The 17,918-nt window shown below is 59.2% G+C and carries 18 protein-coding genes and 1 tRNA gene; 12 read left to right on the top strand and 7 right to left on the bottom strand.

Going from position 1 to position 17,918, the window contains the following annotated elements; genetic code table 11:
* The first annotated feature begins 305 nt into the window (after nucleotides 1-305).
* The 4 genes from KBP54_RS03975 (at nucleotide 306) to KBP54_RS03990 (ending at nucleotide 5,377) form a co-directional block, all read left to right on the top strand.
* Nucleotides 306-938: a TetR/AcrR family transcriptional regulator gene (locus KBP54_RS03975; protein ID WP_070362771.1), complete on the top strand. Its 633-nt coding sequence runs from the start codon at nucleotides 306-308 to the stop codon at nucleotides 936-938.
* A gap of 47 nt (nucleotides 939-985) precedes the next feature.
* The gene (mfd, locus tag KBP54_RS03980) at nucleotides 986-4,570 is read left to right on the top strand and encodes a transcription-repair coupling factor (protein ID WP_083433236.1); all 3,585 of its coding nucleotides are present in this window, start codon (nucleotides 986-988) and stop codon (nucleotides 4,568-4,570) included.
* 74 nt (nucleotides 4,571-4,644) lie between these two features.
* Nucleotides 4,645-4,718 (top strand) — tRNA-Leu (locus tag KBP54_RS03985).
* A gap of 98 nt (nucleotides 4,719-4,816) precedes the next feature.
* Nucleotides 4,817-5,377 (top strand): hypothetical protein, encoded by a 561-nt coding sequence (locus KBP54_RS03990; protein ID WP_141742270.1) that lies wholly within the window; start codon nucleotides 4,817-4,819, stop codon nucleotides 5,375-5,377.
* Nucleotides 5,378-5,395: 18 nt separating this feature from the next.
* On the opposite strand, the gene KBP54_RS03995 is transcribed toward KBP54_RS03990, so the two are convergent.
* Both KBP54_RS03995 and KBP54_RS04000 read right to left on the bottom strand, forming a co-directional pair.
* Entirely contained in the window at nucleotides 5,396-6,022 is a 627-nt protein-coding gene (locus tag KBP54_RS03995; RefSeq protein ID WP_070362768.1) for a class I SAM-dependent methyltransferase, read from the bottom strand.
* A gap of 8 nt (nucleotides 6,023-6,030) precedes the next feature.
* Complete coding sequence (locus KBP54_RS04000) at nucleotides 6,031-8,088, bottom strand: acyltransferase family protein (protein WP_070479322.1); 2,058 nt, start codon at nucleotides 8,086-8,088, stop codon at nucleotides 6,031-6,033.
* Nucleotides 8,089-8,293: 205 nt separating this feature from the next.
* Here KBP54_RS04000 and KBP54_RS04005 point away from each other — a divergent pair, with 205 nt between their 5' ends.
* Nucleotides 8,294-9,124, top strand: coding sequence for a Bax inhibitor-1/YccA family protein (locus KBP54_RS04005; RefSeq protein ID WP_070362766.1), 831 nt, complete (start codon nucleotides 8,294-8,296; stop codon nucleotides 9,122-9,124).
* 136 nt (nucleotides 9,125-9,260) lie between these two features.
* Here KBP54_RS04005 and KBP54_RS04010 read toward each other — a convergent pair whose 3' ends face one another.
* From KBP54_RS04010 to KBP54_RS04020, 3 genes are all read right to left on the bottom strand, one after another.
* A complete protein-coding gene (locus KBP54_RS04010; protein ID WP_070362765.1) occupies nucleotides 9,261-9,791 on the bottom strand; it encodes a hypothetical protein in 531 nt (176 codons plus the stop codon).
* Between the two features lie 52 nt (nucleotides 9,792-9,843).
* A complete protein-coding gene (gene greA / locus KBP54_RS04015; RefSeq protein ID WP_070362764.1) occupies nucleotides 9,844-10,365 on the bottom strand; it encodes a transcription elongation factor GreA in 522 nt (173 codons plus the stop codon).
* Nucleotides 10,366-10,472: 107 nt separating this feature from the next.
* Nucleotides 10,473-10,937, bottom strand: a complete 465-nt coding sequence (locus KBP54_RS04020) for a DUF4307 domain-containing protein (protein WP_070362763.1) — start codon at nucleotides 10,935-10,937, stop codon at nucleotides 10,473-10,475.
* Nucleotides 10,938-11,052: 115 nt separating this feature from the next.
* Between KBP54_RS04020 and mca the strand changes: the two genes are divergently transcribed.
* From mca to KBP54_RS04035, 3 genes are read left to right on the top strand one after another with little or no spacing between them, the layout of a single operon-like run.
* Nucleotides 11,053-11,961, top strand: coding sequence for a mycothiol conjugate amidase Mca (mca, locus tag KBP54_RS04025; protein ID WP_070362762.1), 909 nt, complete (start codon nucleotides 11,053-11,055; stop codon nucleotides 11,959-11,961).
* Nucleotides 11,962-11,991: 30 nt separating this feature from the next.
* A complete protein-coding gene (locus tag KBP54_RS04030; RefSeq protein ID WP_141742271.1) occupies nucleotides 11,992-12,294 on the top strand; it encodes a hypothetical protein in 303 nt (100 codons plus the stop codon).
* A gap of 45 nt (nucleotides 12,295-12,339) precedes the next feature.
* Nucleotides 12,340-13,110 carry an isoprenyl transferase gene (locus KBP54_RS04035; RefSeq protein ID WP_070363549.1) on the top strand — a complete coding sequence of 257 codons (771 nt, stop codon included), beginning with the start codon at nucleotides 12,340-12,342 and terminating at the stop codon, nucleotides 13,108-13,110.
* 14 nt (nucleotides 13,111-13,124) lie between these two features.
* Here the strand turns inward: KBP54_RS04035 and coaA are convergent, their stop codons facing one another.
* Complete coding sequence (coaA, locus tag KBP54_RS04040) at nucleotides 13,125-14,060, bottom strand: type I pantothenate kinase (RefSeq protein WP_070362761.1); 936 nt, start codon at nucleotides 14,058-14,060, stop codon at nucleotides 13,125-13,127.
* 188 nt (nucleotides 14,061-14,248) lie between these two features.
* Here coaA and glyA point away from each other — a divergent pair, with 188 nt between their 5' ends.
* The gene (gene glyA, locus KBP54_RS04045) at nucleotides 14,249-15,541 is read left to right on the top strand and encodes a serine hydroxymethyltransferase (RefSeq protein ID WP_070976188.1); all 1,293 of its coding nucleotides are present in this window, start codon (nucleotides 14,249-14,251) and stop codon (nucleotides 15,539-15,541) included.
* Between the two features lie 3 nt (nucleotides 15,542-15,544).
* On the opposite strand, the gene KBP54_RS04050 is transcribed toward glyA, so the two are convergent.
* Nucleotides 15,545-15,904 (bottom strand): DUF5997 family protein, encoded by a 360-nt coding sequence (locus tag KBP54_RS04050; protein ID WP_070362760.1) that lies wholly within the window; start codon nucleotides 15,902-15,904, stop codon nucleotides 15,545-15,547.
* A 23-nt stretch (nucleotides 15,905-15,927) separates the two neighbouring features.
* On the opposite strand from KBP54_RS04050, the gene KBP54_RS04055 reads away from it, so the two are divergent.
* The 3 genes from KBP54_RS04055 to KBP54_RS04065 all read left to right on the top strand — a co-directional run bounded on the left by KBP54_RS04055 (nucleotide 15,928) and on the right by KBP54_RS04065 (nucleotide 17,918).
* A complete protein-coding gene (locus KBP54_RS04055; RefSeq protein ID WP_070362759.1) occupies nucleotides 15,928-16,638 on the top strand; it encodes a LysR family transcriptional regulator substrate-binding protein in 711 nt (236 codons plus the stop codon).
* A gap of 49 nt (nucleotides 16,639-16,687) precedes the next feature.
* A complete protein-coding gene (locus KBP54_RS04060; protein WP_070362758.1) occupies nucleotides 16,688-17,296 on the top strand; it encodes an LGFP repeat-containing protein in 609 nt (202 codons plus the stop codon).
* 70 nt (nucleotides 17,297-17,366) lie between these two features.
* Nucleotides 17,367-17,918 carry a GNAT family N-acetyltransferase gene (locus KBP54_RS04065; protein ID WP_070479325.1) on the top strand — a complete coding sequence of 184 codons (552 nt, stop codon included), beginning with the start codon at nucleotides 17,367-17,369 and terminating at the stop codon, nucleotides 17,916-17,918.

Below are 17,918 nucleotides of genomic sequence, written 5' to 3' on the forward strand. Positions count from 1 at the left end.
GTGACTACATTTTGACTACATAAACCCCCACAAACGCCCTCAAACGCCCCACAGTTCACCCCGCTGGAAAACGAAAAACACCCCCAACCCAGGCAAAGCGCCAGGTAGCGGGGGCAATAAAAAGCTTCCCCACCAGGACTCGAACCTAGAATGACGGTACCAAAAACCGTAGTGTTGCCGATTACACCATGGGGAATTACTCGACCTAGTGTAACCGAAACCTCACGAAATGTTAAAAAGTGTGATGAGCTGGCAGTTTACGGGCTGTCGGGGTGATGCCCGGGGTGGGCTCTAAGCTAGAATGCATGGCTCGGCAGCGAATGACAAGAACGCAGCGCAGGGACCAGTTGCTCGCAATTGGTCGCGCTGCCTTTGCAGAACGTGGATTTGATGGAATCTCCATGGAGGAGATTGCGCTGCGTGCAGATGTGTCGAAGCCCGTCGTGTACGAACACTTTGGCAGTAAGACCGGGTTGTACGACGCCGTCGTTTCGCAGGAGATGGCGCGGTTCGAGCGCACGATTGTCGAAGTGATCCAGAACGGACGCTGGCGAGAGCGCATTGATAATGGCGTGTTGGCTCTGCTGACGTACATCGATGAGGAAACTGATGGGTTTATCATCCTGGTGCACGGTAGGATCCTCGGACGTGAACGAACGTACTCGACAGTGCTGAACCGCGTAACTGCGGAGGTGTCCTACCTGCTTGAGCGTGCGTTTGAGCACCGCGGCCTCGATGCTTCGGTGGCGGCACTGTACGGGCAGGCGCTGGTTGGGACCGTGTCGAATACGGCGTTGTGGTGGTTGGACCAACGGGGCGTCGATACGCGGTTGGATAAGGCGACGGTCGCGGCGCACATTTCGAACCTGTGCTGGAACGGGTTGAGCGGGTTGGAGGCACAGCCCCGCATCATGACGAACGAAGTGGAGGAACAGTAGTGGAAGAACAGACAGCTCAGGCGCCTGCGTTGGGTGGTTTGCTCACTATGGCGCTTACCGACCCGAAGCTTAAGGGCTTGGTGGGCAACATCGGCGTCGACTCGCTGCACGTGACTGGAATTGACCAGGTTCGTTCGTGGGCTACGGGTGCGCTGGCTCGCCAGGTTCCGGTGCTGTTGGTGACCGCAACGAGCCACGAGGCGGAGGATCTGACTGCTGAACTGCAGGCGATGCTCGGAAAGGGCAAGGTCGCCAACTTCCCCGCTTTTGAGACGCTGCCTCACGAGCGGTTGTCGCCGGCGCCTGATGTCGTGGGTGCCCGTGCGAAGGTGCTGTGGGAGATGCCCCAGGTCATCGTCGCCTCGGCGCGCGCCTTCTGCCAGCCAGTGTTGCCCGCGGTGGAGCCGATTACAGTGAAAGTCGATACCGAGTGGGACTTCACGGAGCTGACCGAACAAGCCGTCAACTTCGCCTACGAGCACGTCGACATGGTGGCAAAGCGCGGGGAGTTCGCCACGCGCGGTGGCATCATCGATATCTTTCCGACCACCGCCGAGTACCCAGTGCGCCTCGAGTTCTGGGGCGACGAAGTCACCGACATCCGAAGCTTCGCCGTCGCCGACCAGCGCACCATCGAGGAGCTCACATCCGTCGAGCTTTTTCCGGCGCGCCAGTTAATTATCGACGCCAGCGTGGCCAAACGCGCCGATGAGCTTGCCCGCACGAACCCGTCGAATACCACGCTGGTGCAGCTGCTCACGCGGATCTCTGAGCACACCCACGCCGATGGGGAAGAGGTACTCATCCCGGTGCTCAGCGACGCGAAGTACTCGGTGCTGCCGGAGCTCATGCCGAAGGGCAGCATTGTGTTCGTCTCTGGGCCTGAAAAGGTGCGCACCCGTATCGCGGACCTCGAAGCCACGGACCAGGAATTCTTGGAAGCTGGGTGGGAGGCCGCGGCGATGGGTGCGGAGGGCCCGCTTGCTGTGGAGGGGCTGGACGTATCGGCGTCCTCGTTCCGTTCGTTCGAGTCGTTGGAAGTGTCGGCACGCAACGCGGGCAACGCGTGGTGGACATTCGCACCTCCAGGCATGTTTGCCGCCGATGATGCGATGACGCTGCCGCTGGAATTCGAGGCTGCACCCGCACCGAAGGGCGAGCCCAAAGCAATTGAGCAGCTCTACGCGACGTTGAAACTGCACGTGCAAACCAACGGGGGCAAGGTAGCGTTCGTGGCGCCAGCGAAGGGCACCGTTGAGCGCATGGCGGAGCGACTGAGGGAGCACGGTATCTCGGCGCGCATCGCCACCCCTGGGTTGGAACCCGTCGATGGCGCGGTCACGGTCTACCAGTCCCTTTCACATGCAGGTCTCGTGTTCCCCGGACCCAACCTCGTGGTAGTGACAGAAACCGACGTGACCGGCAACCGCGTCGGCGACATCGCTGGCGCGAAGCGGCGCCGCCCGCGGCGCCGGAACCGGGTGGACCCACTCGCGCTGACTCCCGGTGATTTTGTTGTGCATGACACGCATGGCATCGGCAAGTTCATCAAGATGGCCGAGCGCACCATCAAAACCGGTGACGAAGCCTCCCGGCGCGAGTACATCGTGTTGGAATACCAACCAGCTAAGCGCGGCCAGCCCGGCGATCAGCTCTGGGTGCCGATGGAATCCCTCGACCTGCTGAGCAAATACACCGGCGGCGAGAAGCCTTCGCTGTCCAAGATGGGCGGCTCCGACTGGAAGAACACCAAGCGCAAGGCGCGCGCCGCCGTACGTGAGATCGCCGGCGAACTCATTGAGCTTTACGCTAAGCGTCAGGCCGCGCCGGGCCACGCTTTCGGCCCAGACACGCCGTGGCAACACGAGATGGAGGACGCGTTCCCGTTCGTAGAAACGGAGGACCAGCTCGCTGCCATTGAGGCGGTCAAGGAGGACATGGAGAAGCCGACACCGATGGACCGCGTGATCGTCGGTGACGTGGGATTCGGAAAGACCGAGGTTGCTGTTCGCGCCGCGTTCAAGGCAGTGCAAGACGGACAGCAGGTGGCGGTGCTTGTGCCGACGACGCTTCTTGCCCAGCAGCATTACTCCACGTTCAACGAGCGCATGGACGGCTTCGGGGTCACCGTTCGCGAGCTGTCGCGCTTTACTTCAGCGAAGGAAGCTAAGGAGATTATGGCAGGGTTGGCGGATGGTTCCGTCGACGTTGTGATCGGCACACACCGTCTGCTGCAGACGGGCGTGTTCTGGAAGCAGCTTGGCCTCATCATTGTGGATGAGGAGCAGCGCTTCGGCGTAGAGCACAAGGAGCACATCAAGGCCCTGAAGAGTCACGTCGACGTGCTCACGATGACCGCGACGCCAATCCCGCGGACCCTGGAGATGAGCCTGACGGGCATCCGCGAGATGACCTCGATCACGACTCCTCCGGAGGACCGCCACCCGGTGCTGACCTACGTTGGCCCGCAGGAAGAGAAGCAGGTTGCGGCAGCTATTCGACGCGAACTGCTCCGCGACGGCCAGGTGTTTTATATCCACAACCGCGTTTCCGATATTGAGAAGACGGCGCGCTCCCTGCGGCAACTCGTACCCGAGGCCCGCGTCGTGGTCGCGCATGGGCAGATGGGTGAGCAGCAGCTTGAGCAGACAGTCCAAGGGTTTTGGAACCGCGAATTCGACGTGCTTGTCTGCACCACCATCGTGGAGACCGGCCTGGACATCGCCAACGCTAACACCCTGATCGTGGAGAACGCGCAGAACATGGGTCTGAGCCAGCTGCACCAGCTGCGCGGGCGCGTCGGGCGTTCCCGCGAACGCGGCTACGCGTACTTCCTGTACCCGAAAGAGAAGACACTCACCGAAACGTCCTACGACCGACTTGCGACCATCGCACAGAACAACGACCTCGGCGCCGGCATTGCTGTCGCGCAGAAGGACCTGGAGATGCGCGGTGCCGGCAACGTGCTCGGCGCGGAGCAGTCCGGCCACATTGCAGGTGTTGGCTTCGACATGTACGTCCGGCTGGTCGGGGAGGCCGTCGAAACGTACAAGGCGCTCATGACCGGCGAAGTCGTCGACGCGACAGACCAGGGCCCGAAGGAGATCCGAGTGGATCTGCCTGTCGACGCCCACATCCCCGAAAGCTACATCAACGCCGAGCGCCTGCGCCTGGACGTGTACCGAAAACTTGCCGAGGCCCGCGATGAGCAGGACCTGCGCAAGGTTGCCGAGGAAATGATCGACCGCTTCGGACCACTTCCGACCGAGGTCTTGCGCCTCTTCGCGGTTGCACGCGTGCGCCACTTGGCTCGAACTGCTGGAATCTCGGATATCTTGACTCAAGGCACGAGGATCAAGTTCCACCCCGTGGAGTTGCCAGACTCGAAGCAAGTCAGGTTGAAGCGCCTGTACTCGGGAGCGAATTACCGTGCTGCGGCAAAGACACTGCAGGTACCAATGCCACGTGAAGGCAAAGGCATCAACCAGCCAAACCTGCGCGACATGGAGCTGCTGCAGTGGGTCGCCGACTTCATCGCGGACATTTTCGATGCCGAGAAGATCTCCGTTACTGGTGAGTCCGATGGCGACGGTGGCAGGAAAAAGAAACGCATCATCAGTGTGAGCCAGTAGCGGTTTCTACCGGGCTTTGTCCGGTGGTGCCTATTGGGAGTTTTCCCGGTGCTGCCTGTACTATGGGCCCGTGCGCCCCTATAGCCCAATCGGCAGAGGCAGTTGACTTAAAATCAATTCAGTGTGGGTTCGAGTCCCACTGGGGGCACAACGCAACGTCCCGCATACCTACAGGTAGCGGGACCTTTTGTGTTCCTATCGGCTATGCTGTGGGCACCCCTTTTCTCCGAAGACCTTGAGGAAGCAATGAAGCAATACGCAGCAGTCGGGATGATCGCAGTCGCTTGTTTGGGCGTTGTGGGTTGTTCCGGTGACAGTGGTTCGAGCTCCAGCAGCAACGATGCAGCCCCGGCCACGATCACCCAAACAATCACCACCACAGATTCACACGCGGAGGACACCGCCGCCCCAACCAGCGCCTCCGAGGATACCGAGACTCATACATTTTCAACGCGCCACTCCATCAACACTGGTCAAGTAGGAGGGGAGTGTGGCACCACTGAGTTCGGCGACCGAATCAAGGCGGGACCCGCAACATCGTGCGAATTTGCAGCTGAGATCTTCGACGTCGCCTACGCCGCAACCTGGCGCTACGTAGCGGCGAACCCCAACGTGAACGCGGTGCCGCGGGCTGATATCTCGGTGACGAGTCCCGTCACCGGCGAAACCTACCCGATGGTGTGCAAGATGGGCAGCGATGGCCGTGACATGTGGTGCGATCACCCCGAAGACGAGAACAACTCGGTGCACTTCTACACGTCTGGCGGTAGCCAACGGATGGCGAATCGCGTCAACCTTGTTCAGTAAGGTCGGGCCAGCGAACTATTAGAGTAGGTTCGTTAACGAGCGAACGGCCTGCTCATCAACCTTTGGCTTTTGCAACACAGCAACCAAGAACCCGGACTGCTCCGTGAACGGCTCCAAGTCCCAGCTCGCAAACTGGTGCTGTGGCTGGAACCCGACTTCGTGGCACATGGTGAGGAAGTCGTCGAACTCCCATCCGCGCCCACGCCCGAAGCCGACGACGAACCGTCCGCCCGGACGTAGCGTTCGGAAGATGTTCTCAAGCGCGGGCCTGCGACCGTCGACGGCGAGGAACCCCATCACGTTGCCTGCCGAGACCGCAATATCGATATCGCGGACCTCGATCGGATCGGCGGAAAGGTCGCCAACTACCCAAGTTGCTTCGGGGAAGTCTTGCTTCGCGTACCCGATCAGCACCGGGTCGATGTCCACACCGAAGACGATATGTCCACGCTTTGCCAGATAGCCGCCAAGGCGACCAGTCCCGCACCCTGCATCGAGGATGCGGGAGTGGCGGGCGGAGAGGGCGTCGATAAGCCGGGCCTCCCCGTCGATATCTTTGCCCTGTTGCACGAAGTTGCGCCACCGCTGGGCGTAATTCTCGGAGTGGTCAGGGTTTGCAGCGACAATTTCTTTCCAAGTGGCCATGCCCAAAACTATAGCTTCGGCCCCTTGGAAGTCACCTCCGCGTCCGTTGGGATGGCGTCTACCGGGATATCCTTCGGGAACGCGTGAGCAAGTGCGGCAGCAAAGTGCTTGCCACGGATGTCATTGCCGGTGGCGTTGTAGTGCACCTCGTCGTCTGCGAGGAACCAATCCAAGTTGGAGCGCGCCTCGCTCGCCCAGTCGTAGACGACTACGTCTCGACGCTCCTTCGCAACCTTGCGCAATGCAACATTGAACTCGTCCATGTTCTCGTTGGCGTAGTAGCCATTCGACGGGTTACCCGTTGCGGCTGTCGGCCACATCACGCGGTAGCCCTCCAACAGGTCAAGCATCTTGCGGATGTTTGCCTCCAACTCACCCGTGGGGTCGTAGCCGTAGGAGCGGGCAGCGTCTGCGTTGGCGGCGTCGTTCACGCCGGTGGCGATGACCCAGCAGGTGCCATCGTCAGCTGCACCCTGGGCGAGCAGTTGCTGCACGGACTCAATCGCAGACGGGTAGTTCTCTCCGTTGCCGTTGAATCCCTGATTCGTCGCGCGAGCGCCAAACACGCTCGTATCTACCTCGCTTGCGCCAGCGTCCAAGTATCGGTCAATCGCAGTGACCGCGCCTTCAGGAAGCTGGTTGATATCGAACATGCCAATCGAGGTGGAATCGCCGACGTGGATGACCTTCTCGCAGCTCATCTTCACGTCCGAAGGCTGGTCCTCCCATGAAGCTTTCTCAGAGGCGGACGTCGTCAAGCTTTCCTCAGTTTCCTTGGCTTTGTCCTTTCCCTCGCGATGGTCGCGCGTGCCTCCGCGTTGCGCATCCTGAGGCAGGGACATGGTGGTGTTCGGCTTCGAGGTATCCATGGCGAACACAGCCGGGATGCCTATTGCAATGATTGCGGCGAGCGTAATCGTCGAACCAAGCGTGATCGGGCGGAGTGCCTCCAACGGGTGTGCGCGGAATTGCTTCAGGGGCCCGAACACGCCATTGCGACGGATTGGGTTCTCAAACATGGTCCAGCTCAGCGCAGCAAGTGCAGTCGAAAGCACAAACACGAGGATGGAGGACCACACGCGGTGATCCTGCAACCACGCATCCGGCATGAAGTAAATCACCGGCATGTGCCACAGGTAAATACCGTAGGAGCGTTCGCCGATCCAGCGAAGCGGCTCCCAGCTGAAAATGGTCGTCCAGGGGCCGCGCGCCCCAATGACTGAGTAGATAGCAGCAACTGACGCAAGGTTCAGAAGCAGGATCCCACCCTTGTACAAGAACATGTTTTCCTGCGCGACGAGCATGCTCAGCGCGAAGATGCCGCCGAAGCCGAGGGTGCCAACAACGGTGCTCAGAACAGGGGAGGAACCAATGTTCTTACCGGCGTGCTTCCGTGAGGAAACCACGATTGCTAAGACCGCGCCGAGGAGCAGCCCGCCCGCGCGGGTATCGGTGCCCTCGTAGACGCGAGTCGCGTCGATAGAAGGATCAGCGAGCACCCACATCCAGATAAAGGAAGCTCCGGCGAGCACCGTGGTCACGACGGCGACAATCCACCCACGACGGAACACCCTCAGCAGCACCCACAGCAACAGCGGCCACAAGAGATAAAATTGTTCCTCGATCGCCAGTGACCACATATGGTCCAGCGGACCGGGGCCATTGAACTGATCGAAGTACGATGAACCGACGGCGATGTTATGCCAGTTGTTCACGTAGAAAATGGAGCTCAACGCTTCAAACGAGCGGTCACGAAGGTTGCCCGCATCGAACGCGACGGAAAGAATCACGACTGCCAACACTGTGGTCAGCATCGCAGGTATGAGACGGCGGAAACGCCTGACCCAAAACGTCTTCAGGTGCAGCGAGTTATCCCGGTAGTGCCCACGCATGAGGTTAAGCGTGATCAAGTACCCCGAGAGGGTGAAGAACACGCCCACGCCTAGCAGGCCACCGCTGAACCCAGGGAGGTTGAGGTGGTACGCGATAACCAGCATGACCGCTAGCGTTCGGATCCCGTCGAGGGCGGGGACATAGCGGTGAGAACCTGATATTGGGGGCGGCATGGGATGGCGACCTTCCTGGAGTGCGACAAACGTACAGAAGTATAGCGCTGCCAGAAAGATGGACATGAATTGTGGTGCAGATTGCTGCAGAGGCCACGCTCAGTGGCGTGATCCGGACAAATTCTTTGGGCGCATGGAACTAAAACAACACCCAGTGCGTTGGAGTAGGTGAACGATTGTTCTCAAAAGAAAGGATCAGGGGTCCGTGAGTAGCAACAACCCTGTATTGAAAACTCTGCAGGGAGTAGATTCCCAACGTGGCACTGGGTACCAGGGGTACGGTGCCGCGAACCCGTACGAGCAAGCACCCATGGGTGCATCGGCGGGCACCGTGTCTGAGGACCGTCCAATGACGGTTGACGACGTTGTCACTAAAACCGGCATTACCCTTGCCGTAATTGTCGCCTTTGCAGTAATTAACTTCGGACTGTACCTCGGTGGGTACGGCTCCATTGCCAGCATTCTGACGCTGGTCGGTGCCGTCGCCGGTTTCGTCCTCGTGATGATTCACGCATTTGGCAAAAAGTACGGTTCCCCAGTTATTACCCTGGCGTACGCGGCTGCTGAGGGCCTGTTCCTTGGTGGGTTCTCATTCGCCATCACCGGGCAGTTCAGTGTCGCCGGCGCGGACGCAGGCGCGTTAATCTTCCAGGCGATCTTGGGCACCTTCGGTGTCTTCGCGGGCATGCTTGTGGTCTATCGCACCGGTGCCATTCGCGTTACCCCGCGGTTTAATCGGATCCTCACCGCAGCCATTTTCGGCGTGCTCATCCTGGTTGTCGGCAACCTCTTGTTGAGCATCTTTACAGGCATGAATCCGCTTCGCGGTGGTGGCACCATCGCCATCGTGTTTAGCCTGGTCTGCATCGTGCTGGGCGCACTTGCGTTCCTGCAGGACTTTGACGTCGCCGATAAGTTGGTGCGCATGGGCGCCCCATCGCAGGCGGCCTGGGGCGTTGCACTTGGCCTGGCAGTGACTCTGGTGTGGCTCTACACCGAGATCCTGCGCCTGCTGTCTTACTTCCAACAGCGATAGCGCACGCGCTCACTGCAATAAATACCCGGCCCCACGACTGTGAGGCCGGGTATTTTTGTCTAGTTGCGCTCAAAAGCGCCCCGGCCAACAACATCGCTGGGCCGGGGCAGGGAGCTAATTGCTGTATTCAGCGTACTTAGCGTGCACCCTCAGGGTTGATAGACGTGCCGTCAACGGTGATGGTTTTAAACACGAGCACACCATCTACGATGTCTGGGTTGCCCAGGACAACCTGCACATCTTCGATTTCGCGGTTCGGATTGACCGTGGTGCGGGTAGCGGTGCCCTGCGCGAGCTGCTCAGACCAGGTATCCCACACGATGTCCTGGAGGAAATCGTTCTGGTCGCTGCAGTTGAGAGTCAGCGAAGCTGGACGCTCAAGGCCGACGCTGCCGCAGTTATTGACCAGTGGGGTCTTGTCCGAAGCACCCATAGCGGTGACAGTCTCGGTGACTGCAGCCTCAGAGGTAGCGCCTGCTGCATCGGTTACGTTCGTCGGGGTTGCCTTCGCGCGCTCACCAGGAAGCGAAGTTGGGTCCTGGCTTTGTGCCGTATCAACCTTCAGGTCCGACGGGTTTTGGTGTGGTGGGTGGCAGGCAGTCAAGCCCACAGCACCGAGTGCGACCACGCTGGTGAGTACTAGCTTGCGGGAAAAGAACTTATTCACAGGAATTCCTTCAATGTCAGCGATCACGGATAACGCCGATGGCGTAGACAGGCTACTTCGCCCGTGGCGTGGAAGCCTTAACAGAATCATACGGTTCTGCGGAGACGATTGTTACCGAAATCTCTCGGCCATTTGGGGCGTTGTAGGTGCGGGTTTCACCCTCGGAAGCACCGACTACGGCTGCGCCGAGCGGAGAGTTCTCCGAGTAGGTCTCCAGGTCCTCGTTGTCCGTCGAAGCCGCGCGGGTACCGATCAGGAACGTTTCCTTATCATTTTCGTCATTGTTGTAGTAGACGTGCACGACGGAACCTACGTGGGCTACACCCTCGACGATGCCGGAGCGCTCCGTGGTGGAGTTAGCCAGCAGTTCGGAAATCTGCTTAATGCGAGCTTCTTCCTGGTCCTGCTGCTCACGCGCGGCGTCGTAGCCAGCGTTTTCCTTGAGGTCGCCTTCTTCACGGCGTTCGTTAATTTCGGCTGCGATGACAGGGCGATTGTCGATGAGCTGCTGAAGCTCAGCTTCAAGCTTGGCCTTCATCTCCGGGGTGATGTACTGCTGCTGAGTTTGCGCCATCAGGTAAAAACCTTCCCTATATATGTCAAACGAGCCCGCCGGTTGGCGGGCAACTTTACCAGGCGGATAATAGCACAGCTGCCGCGCAGGTGGTGCACTGGTGAGGCTTAGCGGGCGTCGTAAAAGGTGCTGGTGGGGTCCATGTAGAACGGCAGATTGTCCGAGCAGCCGTAGACACGTCCTGAGACTGCCGGCTCGCGCACCGGTAGTTCGACGGCGACCCGCTCGAGCTCCTGCCCGCCTGCGGGGAGTACTACTTCTCGACGCCCAACTTCGGCATGCGCGTAGTTGACCGCAGTGACGATGCAGTACGAAGGGGCCTCGACGTCTTTGCGTGATACATCGATCCACATGCGTGTGGTGTTGTCGTCAACAGCTTCGAGCGAGATGAAATCCGCAGTGACGGTGCGGGACTCCTGCTTCTTGAAGTAGTCAAAGACACTGTAAAGCAGCACGACGACGAGGCCGATGGCGATCAGCGCGACGATCCGGCCAGCGGCGTTGCTGCGTTTCGTGGCTGTCGGGGTGGTGCTGGAGCCGTATCGGGATGTTGGGCGACTGGGAGAAGTCACGGTTACCTACCTCGCTGAATGACGCTGGATGACGCTGTAGCTGCAATCCGTTCCAATGGTACTAAGATGGCGCGAAGTTACGGAATCAGGCCCCGAAGAAGTTCTAGGAGGAATAGTGGCCGGCTTGCGCTTGATGGCGATCCACGCACACCCAGACGACGAGTCCTCTAAAGGTGCAGCAACGATGGCAAAATACGCATCGGAGGGGAACCGGGTGCTCGTCGTCACATGTACTGACGGGCGACGAGGCGACATCTTGAACCCTGCGATGGATCGGCCGGGCGTGCTGGAGAACATCCTCGAGGTCCGGGAGCAGGAGATGGCGGAGGCCGCGGCGGCCCTCGGCGTGGAACATCAGTGGATGGGGTACGAAGACTCGGGTCTGCCACAAGGCGACCCGCTGCCCCCGCTGCCGGAAGGCTCGTTCGCGACCCAAGACCCGGAGGCAGTGACGGCGCATCTCGTCGAGTCGATTCGAGAGTTCAGGCCGCATGTCATCATTACCTACGACGAAAACGGTGGCTACCCGCACCCCGACCACTTGATGGTCCACGAAATCTCGATGCTGGCCTGGGACAAGGCGGGAGATCCATCCTTTGCTCCTGAAGCAGGGCAGGCGTGGACGCCATTGAAGCTGTACTACAGCCATGGATTTATCCTGCAGCGGATGCGTCTTCTGCAGGACCGCTTGTACGCGCAGGGAAAGAAGAGCCCGTACGAGCTGATGATTCAGCGGTGGGAAGAAAACAAAGCGGATGTGATGAGTCGCGTGACCACAAGGGTGGAGTGCGCGGAGTACTTCCCCCAGCGTGCAGCAGCGCTGACGGCACATGCGACACAGATTGATCCGGCGGGCGCGTTTTTGGCGAGCCCAGTTGAGGACCAGCAGGAGGTATGGCCGACAGAAGAGTTTGAGTTGGCCAGAACTCGCGTAGCATCAACGTTGCCGGAAGATGATCTCTTCGCCGGTATTGACCCGAAGACCGCGGACGCGCTCGCTGAAGGTTTCGGGCAAGAGCGCTAACATTTTCAGCACAAGGAAGACGAAATACACATGATGACGACAGCACACGCAGCGATTATCAACACCTCTGCTTACTTGGTGGCGCAGGCGCCGAAGGAAAACCCGGTGGGGCCTGACTTTGGCAAGGCTTCGCCATTCGGCCTGTTGCTGTTGGTGATGCTGGCTGTGGTCATTTTGTCTCTGGGGTTTGCGTTCCATCGCCGGTACTCGCGGTTCCGCCGTCGCAGCCTCTTCGCTGAGAAGCACGGAATCGACCCGTTTGACCAGGAGGCGCTGGATAAGGCCATGGCGGAGGCGGGTGTGCTTGATCGCCGGAAGAAGCGTTGGATCTAAGGCATCTAACATACATACCGTTGATTGGTGAGTAAGGTTGGGTCCGTGAGTAGCCTCCAAAAAATTCTGTATCCGCTGTATGAAGCGCGCCTGAAGCGTGAGCTGAAGGGCAAGAAACGCCCGAAGCACATCGCGGTCATGGCGGACGGCAACCGACGGTGGGCCCGTGAGGCTGGGTTCACCGATGTTTCTCATGGCCACCGGGTGGGTGGGGCGAAGATCGGCGAACTTGTGCGGTGGTCGGCGGAAATGGACGTGGACGTCGTTACGATCTACCTGTTATCAACGGAGAATTTGCAACGGACTTCGGAAGAAGTTGAGCTGCTGTTCGACATTATTTCCGAGGTGATCGAGGACCTTGCGACGCAGTCTTACTCCTGCAAGGTTCGGCTCGTAGGGCACCTGGAGCTCTTGCCGGATGAGGTTGCAGAAAGGATGCGCCGATCTGCCGACACCACCACAGGCAAAGCTGGCCTGACCGTCAACATTGCGGTGGGGTACGGCGGCAGGCAAGAAATTGTCGACGCCGTTCGCAGCCTCATTAGCGACGCCGCTGCCAGCGGCTGCAGCGTGGACGAACTGGTCAACGCAGTGACCGTCGAGTCCGTGTCGCAGCACCTGTACACCTCAGGTCAGCCCGATCCAGACTTAGTGATCCGGACGTCGGGGGAGCAGCGCCTCTCCGGCTTCCTACTGTGGCAGGCGGCGTACTCCGAGATCTGGTTTACGGACACGTACTGGCCCGCGTTCCGCAAGATTGACTTCCTTCGCGCGTTGCGCGAGTACTCGCAGCGCTCCCGTCGCTTCGGCAAGTAGGCAGCTACCTGGCGCTACATTTTGCGCATGCGGACCCACTGCACTGAATGGTCGGCGCCTTTGCGTAGCACGAGCGAGGCACGGATACGGGTGGGGGCAATGTTTTCCACTAGGTTCGGCAGGTTGATGGACTGCCAAATATCGCGTGCCTTGTGACGGGCCTGCGCCTCATCGATGTCGGCATAGTGCGCAAAGTGCGCGCCGGGCTCTCGAAACGCGGTGTTGCGAAGCTTCATGAAGCGGTCGATGTACCAGCGTTCAATATCGGTGGTGAGGGCGTCGACATAAATTGAGAAGTCGAAGAGGTCGGACACCATGAGGGTCGGGCCGGTTTGGAGGACGTTGAGCCCTTCGAGAATGATGATGTCCGGCTGGCGGACCTCAATGAACTCGCCTGGGATGATGTCGTAGGCGAAGTGAGAATATATCGGCGCTTTGACCAGTGGTTGACCCGACTTGACCTCGGTGACAAAGCGCATGAGGTCGCGCCGGTTGTAGGATTCCGGGAATCCTTTGCGGTCCATCAGGTTGCGCTCTTTGAGCACTTTGCTGGGATAGAGGAACCCGTCGGTGGTGATGAGGTCCACTCGAGGATGAGAGTCCCAACGCTGTAGCAACACCTGCAGTACACGGGCAGTCGTTGACTTGCCGACGGCCACCGACCCCGCAATCCCGATAATGAATGGCACGTGGCCTGGGTCATCACCGATAAACGTCTCTGTAGCCTTCGTAAGTTTTTGTCTGGCCCGTACCTGGAGGTGAATCAGGCGAGAGATCGGAAGGTAAATGTCTTCAACTTCCTGCATATCGAGGTTCTCGCCGATACCACTGAGCTTGGCTACTTCGTCCTCCGTCAAGACTTGTGGCATTTGCGCACGTCGGTGCCGCCAATCGTCGCGGTGAAAGTCCAAATAAGGGCTCGAATCCGAAGTGCGGGGAGATTTCGCCATGCGTAACATTGTTACATTTGTTGTTTCGTGCCGGGGAACTCAGGTACAGATACTTCTGAAGTTCCTGAATAAAGTGGACTTCTTTCGTAGCGCTGATGCTTATACTGCATAGCAGTGCCAGGCGTAGGTGTGCCTGGGCATGAGCTATAACATGATTGACTGTCTGATCTTGAAAGGACCCGGTGCACGTGTCTGAAGACCTCCGCTACCAGGATCTCGCTACTTTTGACCCCGAAGTTCACGAAGCGATCGTTCAGGAGCTGTCGCGCCAGCGAAACACGCTGGAGATGATTGCCTCCGAGAACTTCGTTCCGCGAGCAGTGCTGCAAGCACAGGGTTCGGTGTTTACAAACAAATATGCCGAAGGCTACCCAGGTCGTCGCTACTACGGTGGCTGCGAGCACGCCGACGTCGTTGAAGACCTGGCGCGCGACCGCGCGAAGGAGCTCTTCGGCGCGAAATACGCGAACGTGCAACCACACTCCGGTGCGCAGGCGAATGCGGCTGTGTTGATGGCGCTGTGCGAGCCGGGCGACACCATCTTGGGCCTCAGCCTCGCTCACGGTGGCCACCTGACGCACGGTATGAAGATCAACTTCTCCGGCAAGCTGTACAACGTCGCTGCGTACGAGGTTGAAAAAGACACGTGCACCATCGACATGGAGAAGCTGCGTGAACAGGCGCGCGAGGTCAAGCCGAAGGTGATCATCGCGGGTTGGTCCGCGTACCCTCGCCACGAGGACTTTGCTGAGTTCCGCTCGATCGCAGACGAGGTTGGTGCGTACTTGTGGGTCGATATGGCGCACTTCGCTGGCTTGGTTGCTGCTGGTCTGCACCCGTCGCCGGTGCCTCATGCACACGTTGTGTCCTCCACGGTGCACAAGACCATTGGTGGACCACGCTCCGGCTTCATCCTGACCAACGATCTCGAGCTGCACAAGAAACTCAACTCCGCAGTGTTCCCAGGCCAGCAGGGTGGCCCGCTGGTGCACGTGATCGCTGCGAAGGCTACCGCCTTCAAGCTCGCCGCGACGGAGGCTTTCCGTAACCGCCAGGAGCGCACGCTCGAGGGCGCAAAGATTCTCGCCGAGCGCTTGACCCAGCCAGACGCCAAGGAAGCCGGCATCGACGTCGTCTCCGGCGGCACCGATGTCCACCTTGTGCTAGTGGACCTGCGTAACTCCGCGATGGATGGCCAGCAGGCAGAGGATTTGCTGCATAAGGCTGGCATTACGGTGAACCGCAACGCCGTTCCTTTCGATCCGCGTCCGCCAGCCGTGACGTCGGGGCTGCGTATTGGCACCCCGGCGCTGGCGACCCGCGGCTTCGGCAAGGAAGAGTTCGAGGAAGTTGCGGAAATTATCGCCGAGGCGCTTATCCAGGGTGAGAACGCCGACGTCGACGCCCTGCACGCCCGCGTAGACGCGCTGGCGGAGCGGTTCCCGCTCTACCCGGGCCTCGAAGATTGGAAGATGCTCTAAGAGCTACTGCTGCTGCTCGGCCTGGCGCTGCTCTGAATGAGTGGTGCGGGCCGAGCTCAACCATTCCGGCTGGTTTTTCAACAGCTCGTTGATCTCCTCAGTGGTGAGCGGCTTGTCCATGTCGTTTGCTTTGAGTGCGGTGATTGAGATCCCGAGTTTGCGCGCCACCTCGGGGCGGGGGTGTGGCCCATTGCGGCGCAGTTCCTGCAGCCACTCTGGGGGATTGTTCTGTAATTCGCGCAGTTGCGCGTGCGTCACGGCATTGTCTTGGAACTCCTGCGGCGTCGCTGGCAGGTAGATCCCGAGTTTCTTCGCGGCGGTCGCGGCCTTCATCGCGGTTCCGGATGGCTTCTGTGTAGTCATACACCAAACGGTAGCATTGTGCCATGCTATCGCTTGCTTTCGTCACCGGCACAGAGCCAGGGAAGTGGTTTAAACGCTTCGCACAGTCCACACCGCACTCGCTCGATACGCAAGGTGTCGACGACCCCTTCGCTGATCTCCTGGACGAGACGACTTCTACATCGCTGGCGCTGATGCGCCTGCCCGATGACCGTATTACCGATGAATTTCACGTGGTCCGTCTCTATACCGAGGCTCCCGGCGTTGCCGTGCCCAAGGACTCTTTGTTTGCAGAGCTTGGGGAGCGCGTCGATTACGCGGACCTCGAAGGCGAAATCATCAACTGGGTCTACCAGCCGGAGGCGTCACTTGAAGAGCTTCGTGGTGCATTGCAGGTCGTTGCGGCAAACGTTGGCGTGGCATTGGCCCCGTTGCCGTTGTTGAAGGTGCTCTCGAAGAAACAGATCGCGTGTTTGGAAGTTTGGCACGCTCCGCTGGTTGAAACTGAGATTGCATTGGTGTGGCGGAAAGCCGACGACGGTGACGAGATCCAGGACTTTGTGGGCGTCGCAAAAGGGCGCACCGCTCGCTCGTCGAGGGGGAGTGAGCCGACTGCTGGGACGAGGCGGCGCAAACAGGTGTCAGACTCCCGTGCTGCGCAGGGCAAACGCTTATATACGAAACGTGGGAAAAAGCGCAAGGGTGCGGCCGGGAAAACACCCCGAACGGGGGTGAAACGGAGGCGGCGAAAGTGAAATTTGCATAATGGAAACCAGACAAATTCAACAACGAAAGGAAATTTTGATGAATTACAAGAAGGTTTTTACTTCCGCCGTTGCTGCTACCGCTCTGGCCGCAGGCTTGGTTGCTTGCTCTGACGGAGAGGGCGCCGATAGCACTGCTACCACCGCTGCGGATGGTGCTTCCGGCACCGCAACGGTGACCAACATCGAGACAGCTACAGAGGCAGCCGAGACGGAGACTGCTGCTGAGACCGCCACCGACGCTAATGGTGCAGAGGGCTCTACGGAGTCTGTCTCCTTGACTACCGCAGACGGTGAAGAGGTCAAGGTTCCAACCGGTCTGGTCCAGGCAATCGGCCAGTACGCTGACTCGGAGTGGGGCGAGCCGATGAAGGTTACGGAGCACGATGGCAGCTGGATCGTTGACTTTGACAATGACCACCACGTCGCCTGGAATGAAAACACCGGTGGCGCTCCGATCTGGGGCCAAATTGCTAACGTGTGGCTGACGAATGAAGGCGTTATGGACAAGGTTGGCTTCCCAACCGCAGCCGAGACCCCACTTCCAAATGAATCTGGCTGGTTCCAGGAGTTCGAGCACGGCACCATCGAGTGGACTCGTGAAAACAACGACACCGGCGCGTTCGCTGCAAACATCATCGAGAAGTAATTTGTAGCTCTACAACGGCTTTTGTCCCCGTTGGTTGCACGATGTGTGACCAATGAGGACAATGTTTTTTATGACCAAAAAAGGGTTTACCATTCGACCAATCCGGCCAGAAGACTACCCGCAGGTGCGTAGCATCTACGAGATGGGTCTGAGTACCGGAAACGCAACTTACGAGACGCGCGGCTTGACATGGGAGCAGTTTTCCAGGGCGAAGATCATGGAAACGGTGTTTGTTGCCGTTGATGAACACGATGACTCGCGTGTGCTCGGATGGGTAGCTGCGGCGAAGGCGTCGTCGAGAAGCGTGTTCCATGGAGTAGTTGAAGACTCCATCTACGTGCATCCGGATGCGCGCGGCATGGGGGTATCCGGTGCGCTGCTAGACAAGCTCATCGCGACGTGCATCGAACTTGATAAGTGGTCGATTCACTCGTGGATCTTCCCGGAAAACGAAGGATCGGCAGGGCTGCACAAGTCGCGCGGGTTTGAGAAAGTTGGCACCTTCCATCACATGGCGAAAATGTCCTACGGTGAGCGGGAAGGCCAGTGGCGTGACTCGGACATCTACGAGCTGCTGTTGCCGAAGCCGGGAGAAAAGAAACCAGGCAAAAGCCAGGTCTAG

Origin of the sequence: Corynebacterium pseudogenitalium, from assembly GCF_024453815.1 — a bacterium.
Classification (GTDB): domain Bacteria; phylum Actinomycetota; class Actinomycetes; order Mycobacteriales; family Mycobacteriaceae; genus Corynebacterium; species Corynebacterium pseudogenitalium.

What these genes read in the sequence shown, in the direction of transcription:
- KBP54_RS03975 (WP_070362771.1), top strand. Translation starts at nt 306, where the DNA reads ATGGCTCGGCAGCGAATGACAAGAACGCAGCGCAGGGACCAGTTGCTC.
- mfd (WP_083433236.1), top strand. Translation starts at nt 986, where the DNA reads ATGGCGCTTACCGACCCGAAGCTTAAGGGCTTGGTGGGCAACATCGGC.
- KBP54_RS03990 (WP_141742270.1), top strand. Translation starts at nt 4,817, where the DNA reads ATGAAGCAATACGCAGCAGTCGGGATGATCGCAGTCGCTTGTTTGGGC.
- KBP54_RS03995 (WP_070362768.1), bottom strand. Translation starts at nt 6,022, where the DNA reads ATGGCCACTTGGAAAGAAATTGTCGCTGCAAACCCTGACCACTCCGAG.
- KBP54_RS04000 (WP_070479322.1), bottom strand. Translation starts at nt 8,088, where the DNA reads ATGCCGCCCCCAATATCAGGTTCTCACCGCTATGTCCCCGCCCTCGAC.
- greA (WP_070362764.1), bottom strand. Translation starts at nt 10,365, where the DNA reads ATGGCGCAAACTCAGCAGCAGTACATCACCCCGGAGATGAAGGCCAAG.
- KBP54_RS04030 (WP_141742271.1), top strand. Translation starts at nt 11,992, where the DNA reads ATGATGACGACAGCACACGCAGCGATTATCAACACCTCTGCTTACTTG.
- coaA (WP_070362761.1), bottom strand. Translation starts at nt 14,060, where the DNA reads ATGGCGAAATCTCCCCGCACTTCGGATTCGAGCCCTTATTTGGACTTT.
- KBP54_RS04050 (WP_070362760.1), bottom strand. Translation starts at nt 15,904, where the DNA reads ATGACTACACAGAAGCCATCCGGAACCGCGATGAAGGCCGCGACCGCC.
- KBP54_RS04055 (WP_070362759.1), top strand. Translation starts at nt 15,928, where the DNA reads ATGCTATCGCTTGCTTTCGTCACCGGCACAGAGCCAGGGAAGTGGTTT.
- KBP54_RS04060 (WP_070362758.1), top strand. Translation starts at nt 16,688, where the DNA reads ATGAATTACAAGAAGGTTTTTACTTCCGCCGTTGCTGCTACCGCTCTG.
- KBP54_RS04065 (WP_070479325.1), top strand. Translation starts at nt 17,367, where the DNA reads ATGACCAAAAAAGGGTTTACCATTCGACCAATCCGGCCAGAAGACTAC.